Raw genomic sequence first — 13,036 nt, 5'->3', positions numbered from 1 at the left:
GCCGCCGACCCATTGGGGGAGGAGGGGGCGTGGTGTGCGCCATTTCTGTTGGGGTCCCACCAGGTGGGTCCTTGGATTTGGGGTTTGCCGTCGACCATGCGGATGTGCCATCCGGATTGGTCGATGGTGCGGTGGTGCCAGTAGCAGAGGGGGACGCCGTTGCTGGTGCTGGTGGGGCCGCCGTGGGCGTGTTCGTCGACGTGGTGGATTTCGCACCAGGTGGCGGGGACGTGGCAGCCGGGGATGAGGCATTCTTTGTCGCGCAGGATGATGGCGCGGCGTTGGTAGGCGTTGAAGATGCGGTCGGTGGTGGTGATGCCGATGATGCGGCCTTCGTCGAGCAGGACGCGTTGGATCATGGCCTGGCAGGCGATGTGTGCGGCGACTGAACTGGAGACGGGGGTGTCGGTGCCGGCGATGTGCGCCCACCCGGTGCCGGTGGCGTAGTCTTTGGCGTCGATCTGGACGACGAGGGTGGGTGCGGCGCCGCCCAGGGTGGGCATGTCGTGGTGGCGGGCGGCGATGCCGAGGGCGGTGGCGAGGGCGTCGTGTTGTTTCTGCGGCCTGGTGCGGGGGTCGATCACGTTGCGGGGGTCGGTGTTGAACGGGTCCTCCGCCCCGGACCCGGACCCGCGGCCCGTGCCGTCGGTGCCGGTGTCGGTGAATGCGACGCCGAGGTCTGCGGGTCCGGTGGTATTGGGGTTGGTCTGGGCGTCGATGATGAGTTTCAACTGTGCGAACACTTCGGGCAGCAGGGCGCCGCGGATCGGGTAGACGCCGTCGCGGAGCCGCCCGAACGTGAGCGACCGGTTCAGTGCGGCCTGCGCCTCCGATGGTGCCGGGCCGTCCGGGTCGAGGTAGGTGGCGATCAGCTGCGCGTACTGGCGCAGGTCATCCGGCGTCGCCGCCGGCCCCGCCTCCGCCTCGTCCGCCGAGTCGGTTGCGTCAGCCGTCCCATCGAGGCCCGCGCCGTCGATCCCGCGCGCGCAGTCCGCCAGCGCGGCGTCGGCCCGCAGCTGGTCCTGTCCGCCGATCCGCCCCCGGGTGCGGTCGATGGGGTCGATCGCGGCGAGCAGCCCGGCGATCCCGATCACCCCGTCCAGCAGCGCCTCCCGCAGCCCCGGCCAGCGGGCCGGCAACCGGGCACCGGTGGTGATCTCCACCTCCCGGTGCACGACCCCGGCGGCTTTCACGACCCGCCCGGCGCCGGTCGCGTCGACCCGCAGCACCCGCTGGAGGAGTTCGTTCATGTTCCGGCATCCGAACACCGCCGGAAACGTCGGCACCCCCGACCCGGCCGGACGCCCATCAACACACGCGACCGTCTCGGTCACCAGCGCATCCAACCGCCGCTGCGCCTCACCCGCGCGCCGGAGAACCTCCAGCTTCTCGGCATCCGACATCCCGTCCAGACCCGCCGCGCGCACCGCGGACTCGATCGTGCGATCGAGGTCGGAAACGACCCGATCGAGAACCGCCACGGTGCTGTTCATAACTACTATTGAACACCCCGCCACCGACGTCAAACCATCGAACAGATGATCTGTGGATAACTCGCGAACGGGGCAGTAGCGACGTCGGTCGCAGCCGCTCGCCCATTGGGCTCCGACGCAAGGTCCCGCCCGAGCGTCCATCGATTGCGCCTCCGGTGCTGTTCTCGGTAACATCTCCGGAGGCGAGGCCGACGGAGGTGCGCATGGCGAACGTCGGCTCGGACAAGCCCAATATCCGCCAGGTCGCGGTGATCGCAGGCGTGTCCCACATGACCGTGTCGCGGGTGCTCAACGATCACCCGAACATCAAGCCGGACACCCGCAGGCGCGTGCTCGAGGCGATCGAGGAGCTCGACTACCGCCCCAACCTCGTCGCCAGAGCCCTCGCCACCCAGCGCACGCGCCGCATCGGCGTGATCATCGAGAGTCCGGTCGCGTTCGGGCCCACCAGCATCCTGCGCGCGGTCGAGCTCGCCGCCCGCACCGCGGACTACTCCGTCACGGCCGTCGCGCTTCATGAGGACGAAGCGCTCTCACCGCAGGATGCCGTCGACAACCTGGTCACCCAGGGCGTCGACGCGCTGTGCGTGATCGCCCCTCGGTCGTCGTCTGTCGCGGCACTGCGGCGGATCTCCCTGAGCGTGCCGATGCTCGTCGTGAAGGCGGACGCCGATCCGACCTTCCTCACGGTCTCGATCGATCAGCACGCCGGCACCACGCTCGTGGTGGATCACCTCGTCGCCCTCGGGCATCGCGACATCCTGCACATCGCGGGCCCGCTGGACTGGCTGGACGCACGCGCCAGGGAGCGCGCCTTCCACACCAGGGCGAAGTCGTGGGGCATCCGCGAGCGTCCGATCGTGGTCGGCGACTGGACGGCGGACTTCGCGTACGACTTCGCGATGGGGCTGAATCGGCTGCCGGACTACACCGCGGTCTTCGTCGCCAACGACGACATGGCGATCGGTCTCATCCACGGCCTGCACGACAAGGGCTTCGAGGTGCCGAAGGATCTCAGCGTCGTCGGGTTCGACGACGTGCCGCTCGCGCGGCACTTCATCCCGCCGCTCACGACCGTCCGCCAGGACTTCCACGCGCTCGGCGGCGCCGTGGTCGAGATGCTGCGTGCGGCTATCGAGGGGCGCGAGATCCCGACACTGACCCGCATCCCGACCGAGCTCGTGCCACGGGCGTCGTCGGCCGCGCCGCGGGAGGTGCGGTGATGGCTCAGGATGCCGAGCCGCTGGTCGAACTCGCAGGCATCACGGTCGACTTCCCCGGTGTGCGCGCGCTCGACGACGTCGACTTCCGCCTGTTCCCCGGCGAGGTGCACGCATTGATGGGCGAGAACGGTGCGGGCAAGTCCACGCTCATCGCCGTGCTCACGGGGACGTGCGAGCCCGTGACGGGTACGGTCACGGTCGCCGGTGAGGAGCGCCGCTTCTCCGGCGTCGCCGACGCCAGAGCCGCCGGCATCGCGACCGTTTTCCAGGAGACGCAGCTGGCTCCGAACCTCAGCGTCGGAGAGAACGTGATGCTCGGGCGCGAGCGTCGCGGCGTGTTCGGCATCGACTGGCGCCGCACCCACGCGGATGCCGCGGACGCCCTCGCCAGGCTCGGGCTCGAGGGCCTCGACCCCAGGACGCCGCTGTCCACGCTCTCACCGGCGCAGAAGCAACTGGTCGCCCTCGCGCGGGCCGTCGTCGATGACCCGCGCGTCCTGGTGCTCGACGAGCCCACATCGAGTCTCGATCAGGCCGAGGTCGCCACCCTGATGCGCGTGATCCGCGGGTTGCGCGCGAGGGGAGTGGCGATCCTCTTCGTCTCGCACTTCCTCGAGCAGGCATTCGCGATCAGCGACCGGATGACGGTGCTGCGCGGCGGCAGGTGGATCGGCGAGCATGCGACTCGCGACCTCGAGCGCGCCGACCTGATCTCGCAGATGCTCGGCAAGGACATCGAGAGCCTGCGTGCTCTGAGATCCGAGCGCAAGGGCCACCACTACGCGTCGGACGGGACACCCGCGCTGCAGGCGACCGAGCTCGGCCGTCGCGGCGAGATGGACAGGACGGATGTCGAGCTGCAGCGCGGCGAGATCATCGGCCTCGCCGGCTTGCGCGGCTCAGGCCGTACCGAGCTGGCATCGCTGCTGAGCGGCTCGGCGCGCGCGGACAGCGGCGAGATCTGGGTGGACGGTGCGCGCGTCGATCTGCGCAGCCCGTCCGCGGCGTTGAAGCACCGCATCGCGATGACGACCGAGAATCGCCGTACGCAGGGGATCATCGCCGAACTCACGGCGCGCGAGAACATCGTGCTCTCGATTCAGGCGCTGCGCGGCTGGTCGCGTCCTCTTTCGCCCTCCGAAGCGGCGGCGCTGATCGATACCTACGTGGAGGCGCTGCACCTGGACCCCGCCGACCTCGACCGGCCGGCGCAGCTGCTCTCCGGCGGCACTCAGCAGAAAGTGCTGCTGGCGCGTGCGCTCGCCGTCCGCCCGCACGTGCTCATCCTGGACGAGCCGACGCGCGGCATCGACATCGCGGCGAAGATCGACATCCAGCGTCGGATCGCGCAGCTCGCGGGCGACGGTGTCGCCGTCGTGTTCATCTCGTCCGAGCTGGAGGAGGTCGTGCGCCTGAGCGACCGGATCATCGTGCTGAAGGACCGGGAGAAGATCGGCGAACTCGCCAACGGTCCCGGCGTCACGGTCGACACGGTGGTGGAGATGATCGCGGCCGATCGCGGCGCGATCGACGAGCTGTGACCGGTAACGGCGAACAACCCGGCTGAAAGGTCACGGTTTGAGCATCTTGTTGTGTTCCGCAGAATGTTCCCGGTAACATCACGGACAGGACGCCCTCAGGCGTCTTGCAATCACGCAGGGGACCACGTCGGTCCGGCCGGGGAAGTCTCGGCGTCTCAAGGAGGAGAAACATGTCCGCGAAGAAGCGCATTCGCACCGCACTCGGCCTGGCCGCCGCAGGCGCACTCGTACTCGGTCTGGCCGCCTGCTCGACCGGTGACAACGGCGGCAGCGGCGAGGGCTCGACCGGCGAGAGCGGCTCCGGCGAGCTGACCACCGTCGGTTTCGTCGCCGTCGGCCCCGAGGGTGCATGGCGCGAGGCCAACGAGCAGAACATCCAGGACACCTTCACGGAGGATGCCGGATACGAACTCAAGTACGCACCCGCCACCAACCTCGACCAGAAGTCGCAGATCGACGCGTTCACGTCGTTCGTCGACGAGGGCGTCGACGTCATCCTGCTGTCCGCCACCGAGGCATCCGGCTGGGAGGACTCGCTCAAGCGTGCGCAGGAGGCGGAGATCCCCGTCATCCTGCTCGACCGCGGCATCGAGCCCGACGACGACAGCCTGTACGTCACCCGGATCGCGCCCGACAATGTCGAGGTCGCCAAGGAGGTCGGCGCCTGGGCTGCCACCACCTTCCCCGACGGCGGCAACTACGTCGTGCTCGAGGGTCCGGCCGGCGTCGGCGTGGTCAACGAGCGCAATGAGGGCTTCGAAGAGGGCCTCGCCGACTCGTCGCTCGCGCTGGTCGATGCGCAGACCGCCAACTGGTCGGCCGAAGAGGGCAAGAGCGTCTTCGAGACCATGCTGAAGGCCAACAGCAACGACATCCAGTTCGTGTTCGCCCAGAACGACGAGATGGGCCTCGGTGCGGCGCAGGCCGCTGAGGAAGCCGGTCTCGTGATCGGCACCGACGTCAAGATCGCCACGATCGACGGCACCAAGAACGCCATGCAGGCGCTCGCCGACGGTCAGCTCAGCTACGTGCACGAGTACAACCCGCTGTTCGGCGACACCGCCCTCGAGGTCGTCGAGAAGACGCTCGCCGGCGAAGAGGTCGAGTCGTACATCGTCGTGCCGAGCGAGGCGTTCGACTCCGCAGAGGCTGCTCAGGCCGTCCTCGCGGACCGCAAGTACTGATCGCTCACGATCGCACTGACTGCCGGGGTGGCGCAGCGACCTGCGCCGCCCCGGCATCCCATCTTCGAAACTGAGAGTCAGCGATGAACGAAGAACTGCCCATCGTCGAGATGCGCGGGATCTCGATCGAGTTCCCCGGGGTGAAAGCCCTCGACGGCGTCGACTTCCGTCTGTTCCAGGGCGAGGTGCACGCGCTCATGGGAGAGAACGGCGCCGGCAAGTCGACCCTGATCAAAGCGCTCACCGGTGTCTATCAGATCGACTCCGGGTCGATCGTCGTCGCCGGTGCGGAGCGCAGCTTCGCCGGTACATCGGACGCTCAGGATGCCGGGATCTCCACGGTCTATCAGGAGGTCAACCTCGCCCCGAACCTGTCGATCGGCGAGAACGTGATGCTCGGACACGAGGTCCGCGGTCCGCTCGGCATCAATTGGCGCGCGACTCATCGTGCCGCGACCGACGCGCTCGCCCGACTCGGGCTGGAGCATCTCGACACGCACAAGCCGCTGTCGACGCTGTCGATCGCCGTCCAGCAGCTCGTCGCGATCAGCCGCGCCATGGCCATCAAGGCCAAGGTGCTGATCCTCGACGAGCCCACCTCGAGCCTCGACGCCGCCGAGGTCGAAGGCCTCTTCACGGTCATGCGCACACTGCGCGACCAGGGCGTCGCCATCCTCTTCGTCTCGCACTTCCTCGACCAGATCTATGCGATCAGCGATCGGCTGACCGTGCTGCGCAACGGTCAGTACCAGGGCGAGTTCCTCACGCGCGATCTCGACCGTCATGCGCTCATCTCCACGATGATCGGCAAGGACTTCGATTCGCTGAAGTCCCTCGGCGGCAACCGGCGCACCGCACCGCGTGATGCCGACGAGCAGCCGGTGCTGGCGGCATCCGGCATCGCCCGCCGCGGGGCCGTCGAGGCGACCGATCTCGACATCCGTCCCGGCGAGGTCGTCGGCTTCGCCGGCCTCCTCGGCTCAGGACGCACCGAACTCGCTCGTCTGCTCTACGGTGCCGACCGACCCGATGCCGGGTCGATCTCGGTGAACGGGGTCGAGGCGGATCTGAAGTCCCCTTCCGACGGGCTGGCCAAGCGCATCGCGTTCTCGACCGAGAACCGTCGCGACGAGGGCATCATCGGCGATCTCACCGTCCGCGAGAACATCATCCTCGCGGTGCAGGCCGAACGCGGCTGGGCCAAGCCCATGCCGCGCAAGGAGCAGGACGCGATCGTTGCGAAGTACATCACCGAACTCAACGTGCGCCCGGCCGACCCCGAGCGCATGATCAAGAACCTCTCCGGCGGCAACCAGCAGAAGGTCCTGCTGGGACGCTGGCTGGCGACCGAACCCGACCTGCTGATCCTCGACGAACCCACCAGGGGCATCGACGTCGGCGCGAAGGCCGAGATCCAGGAGGCCGTCGCCGAACTCGCCGAGGACGGCGTCGCGGTCGTGTTCATCTCGTCCGAGCTGGAAGAGGTCGTCCGGCTGTCGGAGCGGATCGTCGTGCTCAAGGACCACCGCAAGATCGGCGAGATCCAGAACGGCCCGGACGTGACCGCACAGGAGATCGTCGACGTGATCGCGGCGCACGGCACCGAAGCCGCCGCCGAGACATTCGAGGAGACGGAGGGCGCGGCACCCGATACGATCGCGCACACCGCAGACAAGGAGGAAGCGCGATGACCGCCGCATCCGGCACGTCGTTCTGGCGTGAGCTGATCCACAAGCCGTTCTTCTGGGGGATCGTCGCGATCGTCGCCCTTCTCGCGCTGAACCTGATCAAGGACCCGACGTACCTCGCGATGTCGGTGAACCCGAACAACGGCCATCTCGTCGGCAACGTGATCGACATCCTGCGGCAGGCGGCGCCGATCATGATGATCGCGATCGGCATGTCCCTCGTGATCGCGACCGGCGGCATCGACCTTTCGGTCGGCTCGCTGATGGCCGTCGCCGGTGCAGTGTCGATGGAGTTCCTGAGCGCCGCCGACGGCTCGGTCGGCGCCGCGTTCGCCGCGGTGGGGCTCGCGCTGCTCATCACCGGCATCCTCGGCGCGCTCAACGGCGTACTGGTGGCCTACGTCGGGCTTCAGCCGTTCATCGCGACGCTCGTGCTGATGCTCGCCGGCCGCGGAATCGCGAAGGTGATCACAGGCGGGCAGAACACGACGGCATCGAACGACGCTTTCCGCTGGATCTCGAACGGCTACGTCCTCGGCATCCCTGTGGTGTTCCTCCTGGCGGTGCTGATCGTGCTCCTGGTCGGCTGGGTCGTGCGGCGCAGTGCCCTCGGACTCATGATCGAGGCGATCGGCATCAACCCGAAGGCCAGCCGGATGGCGGGCATCAAGCCGAAGGGCCTGCTGCTGACGACGTACATCCTCAGCGGCATCCTCGCCGGCATCGCCGGAATCATGGCGGTCGGCAGCGTCATGACCGTCGACATCTCACGGACGGGCTACCAACTCGAACTCGACGCGATCCTGGCCGTCGTCATCGGCGGCGCATCGCTCGCCGGCGGCAAGTTCTCGCTGAGCGGCGCCTTCGTCGGCGCCCTGCTGATCGCGACGCTCGACAAGACCGTGCTGTACCTCGGCGTCTCCTCGTCCGCCACACCGGCGTTCAAGGCGATCGTGATCGTGGTGCTGTGCCTGTTGCAGTCCGAGCGGGTGCGCAACTGGTTCCGCGGACGGAAGACGTCGGTGCCGACACCGCCCGTCGCCCCGGCGAAAGAGGAGGTGGCGGCATGACCGCCCTCACGGTGACCGAGACCCGGTCCGAGTCCCCGACGTTCGCTGGTCGCATCGGCCGCGCCGTGAAGGCGAACCCGTCGGTGCTGCCGACGATCGCCTCGGTCGTCATCTTCGTCGGCATGGTCGTGTACGGCGAGATCGCCTACGGGCGCATCGTGCAGGCCAGCACCCTGTCGAACCTGTTGATCAACAACGCGCACCTCATCGTGCTCGCCGTCGCTCTCACGTTCGTCATCATCACCGGCGGCATCGACCTCTCGGTCGGTGCGATCATCGCGGTGTCCTCGGTGGCCGGCGTCATGCTGGCAGGTGCCGGATGGAACGCATTCGCCGTGGTCATCACGATGATCCTCATCGGATCGGCGTTCGGCCTCGTCTCCGGCATCCTGATCCGATACTTCAACGTGCAGCCGTTCATCGCGACGCTGGCGATGATGTTCCTCGGCCGAGGACTCGCCTCGCTGCTCAGCACGAAGGCCGAGCGACTCGGTGAGGAGTCGCCGATCCGCTGGCTCGGACAGCAACTGAAGATCATCGACGGCCCGAAGGTGAACGACCTCGTGATCACGCCGGCGGTCGTCATTGCCGTGGTGGTCGTCGCGGTGGCGTTCTTCATCCTGCACCGTACGCGCACCGGTCGCACGGTGTACGCGATCGGCGGCTCGGAGAGCTCCGCACTGCTCATGGGCCTCCCGGTCAACCGCACCAAGGTGCTCGTGTACGTGATCAGCGGGACGCTCGCCGGCCTCGCCGCTGTGCTCTACACGGCTCGGATCGGTACGGCGCAGAACATCACCGGCATCGGCTGGGAGCTCGATGCGATCGCCGCGGCCGTGATCGGCGGCACCGTGCTGACCGGTGGATACGGGTACGTGCTCGGCTCTGTCATCGGCGCGCTCGTGCTGGGGCTCATGAACGTGCTGATCACGCGCGACGGCGGCATCCCGCCGGAGATGACGACGATCATCACCGGCGGCATCCTGCTCGTGTTCGTGCTGCTGCAGCGGGCGGTGACGCGCAAGAAGGAGTAGCGGCTCGACGCCCGGCGCGCTCGAGGGGGGCGCAGATGGTCGCCTCAGAAGCGTTGAGACGACCATTTGCCGTCCCTTCGGCGTAGGACGAGCGTCCGCGTCGTGCGAGGGGTCGCGTTCGGTCGCCTCGCGAGGGCTGTGGCGGCCATGTGCGACCCCTCCTGCGGCTCGCGGAGACTCAACTCGCCGACCTCAGAGGCGTTCCAGCGGGTTCGCCGCGATCCTGTCGATGAGCCCGCCGTCGATCAGGCCACGGGCGATACTGTGCGGCTTGCGGTGCGCCTGCTCCCGCACGCCCGCGCCGAACTCCTCGGCGAGATCCAATCGCGGGTGCACCGAGAGCACCTCTCGGCGGAACTCGAGCGGGATCTCGGCATCCCGGCGTCCGGAGATGTCGAGGCCGGTGGCGGTCTCGAGCAGGTAGCCCTCGAGGTCGAACGCGGGATCGACTTCAGGCCAGTTGTGCCGCACGATCACCTCGTTGATGCGCCGCCGGCGCTCGGCCGGCCATCCGGCACCGGCCGCCATCGCCTCGCCGACGTGACCGCCCGCTTCCTCGTAGCCGAGCAGGTGATTGTCGAACGCCGGTGCGAGCCCGATGTCGTGCAGCAGGGCCGCGGCGTAGAGCAGTTCGTGATCGACGCCCGTGCGGCCCTCGATGACGGCGAACGCCTCGGCCCACAGCCAGGAGCGCTGCACATGGTGGCGCAGCGCAGGGGAGTGGTACTCATCCATCAGCTCGCGGGCTCCCCGGGCGGCAGGGGTGTCAGGCACGGCGAAATGGGAGATGCGCATGTGGCGAGAATACTGAATGCGCGCTCAGCGGGGCAGTGCGAGGAGCGCCGACGTCCGGCGGAATGCTGCCCCCCGAGGACGGCCACTGAACGTCAGAGACGCGGGCTCGATTCAGAAGGGGACGCGTTCGGTCGGCTCGCGCCGCGGGATGCGGCGATATGCGCCACCTCCCCTGCGGCGATGGGTCCTCACGCCCCGGGAGGGGGGCGCGTATGGTCGCCTCGTCGGGTCTGACGCGGCCGAATGCGACCCCTCAATCGCGGGCAGACCTCAGCTCGTCGGCAGCCACACCCGCATGGTCGACGGTCCGCGCTGCGCCCAGTCGTGATACGCCACGAGTGGGGCCTCCACGACGGAACCGGTCGATCGATTCCGCACCGGCACGACGACCCGGCCGTCGCGCTGCACCGGGTCGCCGGCGATCACGGCATTCACCACGTCCGAGCCGAAATCGGTCGACTCCAGCGCGAGCACCTCGGGCCCTCGTTCGACCACGACGCAGCCGCGGACGGCATCCACTCGGGGGTCCGGCTCCGTCACTCGCGGCGCGACGGGCAGGTCCAGTTCGACGACATCGCCGCGCCGGAACGCTCGTCGCACCGTGACGGCCCCCGAAGCGACGGTCGACTCCGCACCATTCACCCGCAGCGTCGCCCCGTCAGCCCATGCGGGCACGCGCAGAGTCAGCGTCCACTCGCCGTCCTCGGCGATCGTGATCCGCACGCGCCCGTCCGCCGGGTACTCCGTCGCGACGTCGAACGCGACGACGCGTCCGTCGGGCAGCGTCGTGCGCACCTGTGCCGGCGCGTACTGGTGCAGCTGCACGCCGTCATCGTCCGCCGTGGCGACGTACGCGTCCAGGCTCGCGAAGGTGCGGGCGACGTTCGGCGGGCAGCACGACACCTCGAACCACGGCGCCCGCAGGGACGACGACGCCCGCGATGACGTCGCGGAAGGATCGGCCGGCACGCCTGGAACCCGCTGGTGCAGCGTATTGGCGTAGTAGAACGCCTTCCCGTCCGGTGCGGGTGAGGTCGCCACGACGTTGAACAGGGTCCGCTCGATCAGGTCGCCGTACGACGGAGCCCCGGTGGCCAGCAGCAGCCGCCACGAGAACATCACCGAGCCGATGCCGGCGCACGTCTCGGAATAGGCGCGGTCGGTCGGCAGCTCCCAATCGTCTCCGAACGCCTCGTCCTGATGATGAGACCCCTGGCCGCCGGTCACGTAGGTGCGCCGTTCGACGGTGCGGTCCCACTGCGCACGCAATGCGTCGAGCAGGCCGGCATCCGAACGCTCGACCGCGACATCCGCGGCGCCCGCCGACAGATAGTTCGCCCGAACCGCGTGGCCGCGCAGCACCGACGCCTCCCGCACCGGAACATCGTCCTGGTAGTACTTCCGACCCCACTCGATGTCGCGCAGCGACCCTCGTCCGTGCCGCTCGATGAACAGCGCGGCCTGGTCGACGAACCGCTGTTCGCCCAGCGCGCGACCGAGTTCGGCGAGCCCGACCTCGACCTCGGCGTGCCCGCAGATCGCGTCGCGTCCGTCCGGTCCGAACTCGCGGCACACCAGCTCCGCGGCACGCCGGGCGATCCCGATGAGGCCGTCGTCGGCATCCGGTCGGGTACGCGCACGGGCGACCGCAGCCTGGAACAGGTGGCCGAGGCAGTACAGCTCGTGACCCCACTCCAGATCCGACCAGCGTGCGCCCTGGCCGGGTCGTCCGAACGCCGTGTTCAGGTAGCCGTCGGGCTCCTGGGCGGCGGCCACGCGGGCGACGATCGCGCGGAAGCGCTCCTCGAGGGGAGAGGATGCCGCGGCGTCCGTCCGTCCGATCTCCCACGCGAGCGCCTCGAGGTACTTGTAGATCTCGGAGTCCGCGAACTCCCGGCCCCGCCGTCCGGCAGGCAGAGCGCCGGATGCCGCGAGATCGAAGTTGCCCAGCCATCCCTCGGATTCCAGGCGGGACTCGATGTGCGCGAGCGTCGCCGATCCGTTCACGAGCTGGCGTTCGGCCCAGAATCCGCCGGTGATGGTGACCTCGTCGAGGCCGAGGGGTCGCAGGCGTCCGCGCGAGGGGACGACGGGAGCTGAGGTGTGGGTCATGGTCATCCCTTGAAGGCGCCGGACATGAAGCCGCGCACGTAGTGCCGTTGGAGGATCAGGAAGAGCAGGATGCAGGGCAGTGCGAGCACGACGACGCCTGCCTCGGTCGCGCCGTAGTCGACGACGCCCTGCACCTGGCCCCGGAGGTTGGCGACGGCCAGCGGCAGCGTCATCCGATTGGTGTCGCTGATGAGGATCAGCGGAGCCATGAAGTCGTTCCAGGCGGTCAGGAACGCGAACAGCCCGACCGTGACGAGGCCCGGCTTGACCGCGGGGAGCAGCACGCGCCACAGGGCGCTCCAGCTCGAGCACCCGTCGACCATGGCGGCTTCGTCCATCTCGCGGGGGATCGATTCGAACGAGATGCGCATCATGAACATCGAGAACGGCAGCTGGAACATCGTGATCACCAGGGCCACGCCGACCAGCGAGTTCTGCAGGCCGACCGAGTTCAGGATCACGTAGAGCGGGATCAGCAGCGTCGCGTACGGAACCATCAGGATCGCCAGCGTCAGCAGGAACAGCGCGTTCTTGCCCGGGAACGAGAACCGCGCGAACGCGTAGCCGCCCAGCAGCGAGATGAACAGGGTGAGGGCGACCGTCAGCACCGAGACGAAAAGCGAGTTACCCAGATACACCCAGATGCCCGCCTGGTACTCGCCGAGGGCTGCGTAATTGCCGAAGCCCCAGCCGTCGGTCTGGCTGGTCCCGGCCAGCGGACTCACGCTCGAGACGCCGGTCCAGATCAGCGGGTAGAGGAAGATCACGGCCAGGGCCGTCGTGAACACCCAGTACGGGATGCCGTAGACGAGGCGCTTCGCTCTGGAGCGGTACCGAGGGGCCGTCGGCTGGTGGTCCGGCGCGACGAGGGTGCGGGTCAGTGTCTGCGACATGGT

General features: G+C 68.5%; 10 protein-coding genes and 1 pseudogene. 7 read left to right on the top strand and 4 right to left on the bottom strand.

Annotation, left to right across the window (positions count from 1 at the left end):
* Nucleotides 1-182: 182 nt before the first annotated feature.
* On the top strand, nucleotides 183-389 hold the full coding sequence (locus AC3ANJ_RS16665; RefSeq protein WP_488317267.1) for a hypothetical protein: 207 nt from the start codon (nucleotides 183-185) through the stop codon (nucleotides 387-389).
* Here the strand turns inward: AC3ANJ_RS16665 and AC3ANJ_RS16660 are convergent.
* A pseudogene (locus AC3ANJ_RS16660) lies at nucleotides 318-1,250 on the bottom strand (DUF222 domain-containing protein); the annotation flags it as partial. The gene AC3ANJ_RS16665 and the pseudogene AC3ANJ_RS16660 overlap by 72 nt on opposite strands.
* 446 nt (nucleotides 1,251-1,696) lie before the next feature.
* Here AC3ANJ_RS16660 and AC3ANJ_RS16655 point away from each other — a divergent pair.
* The 6 genes from AC3ANJ_RS16655 to AC3ANJ_RS16630 all read left to right on the top strand — a co-directional run bounded on the left by AC3ANJ_RS16655 (nucleotide 1,697) and on the right by AC3ANJ_RS16630 (nucleotide 9,233).
* On the top strand, nucleotides 1,697-2,716 hold the full coding sequence (locus tag AC3ANJ_RS16655) for a LacI family DNA-binding transcriptional regulator (RefSeq protein WP_488317266.1): 1,020 nt from the start codon (nucleotides 1,697-1,699) through the stop codon (nucleotides 2,714-2,716).
* Entirely contained in the window at nucleotides 2,716-4,257 is a 1,542-nt protein-coding gene (locus AC3ANJ_RS16650) for a sugar ABC transporter ATP-binding protein (protein ID WP_488317265.1), read from the top strand. Before AC3ANJ_RS16655 ends, AC3ANJ_RS16650 begins: the two co-directional genes overlap by 1 nt.
* Before the next feature lie 170 nt (nucleotides 4,258-4,427).
* Nucleotides 4,428-5,441, top strand: coding sequence for a substrate-binding domain-containing protein (locus tag AC3ANJ_RS16645; RefSeq protein ID WP_488317264.1), 1,014 nt, complete (start codon nucleotides 4,428-4,430; stop codon nucleotides 5,439-5,441).
* An 83-nt stretch (nucleotides 5,442-5,524) separates the two neighbouring features.
* On the top strand, nucleotides 5,525-7,132 hold the full coding sequence (locus AC3ANJ_RS16640) for a sugar ABC transporter ATP-binding protein (RefSeq protein WP_488317263.1): 1,608 nt from the start codon (nucleotides 5,525-5,527) through the stop codon (nucleotides 7,130-7,132).
* Nucleotides 7,129-8,199 carry an ABC transporter permease gene (locus tag AC3ANJ_RS16635; RefSeq protein ID WP_488317262.1) on the top strand — a complete coding sequence of 357 codons (1,071 nt, stop codon included), beginning with the start codon at nucleotides 7,129-7,131 and terminating at the stop codon, nucleotides 8,197-8,199. Before AC3ANJ_RS16640 ends, AC3ANJ_RS16635 begins: the two co-directional genes overlap by 4 nt.
* Complete coding sequence (locus AC3ANJ_RS16630) at nucleotides 8,196-9,233, top strand: ABC transporter permease (protein WP_488317261.1); 1,038 nt, start codon at nucleotides 8,196-8,198, stop codon at nucleotides 9,231-9,233. Before AC3ANJ_RS16635 ends, AC3ANJ_RS16630 begins: the two co-directional genes overlap by 4 nt.
* 192 nt (nucleotides 9,234-9,425) lie before the next feature.
* On the opposite strand, the gene AC3ANJ_RS16625 is transcribed toward AC3ANJ_RS16630, so the two are convergent.
* From AC3ANJ_RS16625 to AC3ANJ_RS16615, 3 genes are all read right to left on the bottom strand, one after another.
* Complete coding sequence (locus AC3ANJ_RS16625) at nucleotides 9,426-10,028, bottom strand: HD domain-containing protein (RefSeq protein ID WP_488317260.1); 603 nt, start codon at nucleotides 10,026-10,028, stop codon at nucleotides 9,426-9,428.
* A gap of 270 nt (nucleotides 10,029-10,298) precedes the next feature.
* The gene (locus AC3ANJ_RS16620) at nucleotides 10,299-12,146 is read right to left on the bottom strand and encodes a glycoside hydrolase family 127 protein (protein ID WP_488317259.1); all 1,848 of its coding nucleotides are present in this window, start codon (nucleotides 12,144-12,146) and stop codon (nucleotides 10,299-10,301) included.
* Nucleotides 12,143-13,033 carry a carbohydrate ABC transporter permease gene (locus AC3ANJ_RS16615; RefSeq protein WP_488317258.1) on the bottom strand — a complete coding sequence of 297 codons (891 nt, stop codon included), beginning with the start codon at nucleotides 13,031-13,033 and terminating at the stop codon, nucleotides 12,143-12,145. Before AC3ANJ_RS16615 ends, AC3ANJ_RS16620 begins: the two co-directional genes overlap by 4 nt.
* Nucleotides 13,034-13,036: the final 3 nt, after the last annotated feature.

Source organism: Microbacterium sp. STRO-1N (assembly GCF_057748015.1).
The sequence above is the reverse complement of the archived record's forward strand: the minus strand, read 5'-3'. Positions and strand labels throughout refer to the sequence as shown.

What these genes read in the sequence shown, in the direction of transcription:
- AC3ANJ_RS16615 (WP_488317258.1), bottom strand. Translation starts at nt 13,033, where the DNA reads ATGTCGCAGACACTGACCCGCACCCTCGTCGCGCCGGACCACCAGCCG.
- AC3ANJ_RS16640 (WP_488317263.1), top strand. Translation starts at nt 5,525, where the DNA reads ATGAACGAAGAACTGCCCATCGTCGAGATGCGCGGGATCTCGATCGAG.
- AC3ANJ_RS16655 (WP_488317266.1), top strand. Translation starts at nt 1,697, where the DNA reads ATGGCGAACGTCGGCTCGGACAAGCCCAATATCCGCCAGGTCGCGGTG.
- AC3ANJ_RS16645 (WP_488317264.1), top strand. Translation starts at nt 4,428, where the DNA reads ATGTCCGCGAAGAAGCGCATTCGCACCGCACTCGGCCTGGCCGCCGCA.
- AC3ANJ_RS16630 (WP_488317261.1), top strand. Translation starts at nt 8,196, where the DNA reads ATGACCGCCCTCACGGTGACCGAGACCCGGTCCGAGTCCCCGACGTTC.
- AC3ANJ_RS16625 (WP_488317260.1), bottom strand. Translation starts at nt 10,028, where the DNA reads ATGCGCATCTCCCATTTCGCCGTGCCTGACACCCCTGCCGCCCGGGGA.
- AC3ANJ_RS16635 (WP_488317262.1), top strand. Translation starts at nt 7,129, where the DNA reads ATGACCGCCGCATCCGGCACGTCGTTCTGGCGTGAGCTGATCCACAAG.
- AC3ANJ_RS16620 (WP_488317259.1), bottom strand. Translation starts at nt 12,146, where the DNA reads ATGACCATGACCCACACCTCAGCTCCCGTCGTCCCCTCGCGCGGACGC.
- AC3ANJ_RS16650 (WP_488317265.1), top strand. Translation starts at nt 2,716, where the DNA reads ATGGCTCAGGATGCCGAGCCGCTGGTCGAACTCGCAGGCATCACGGTC.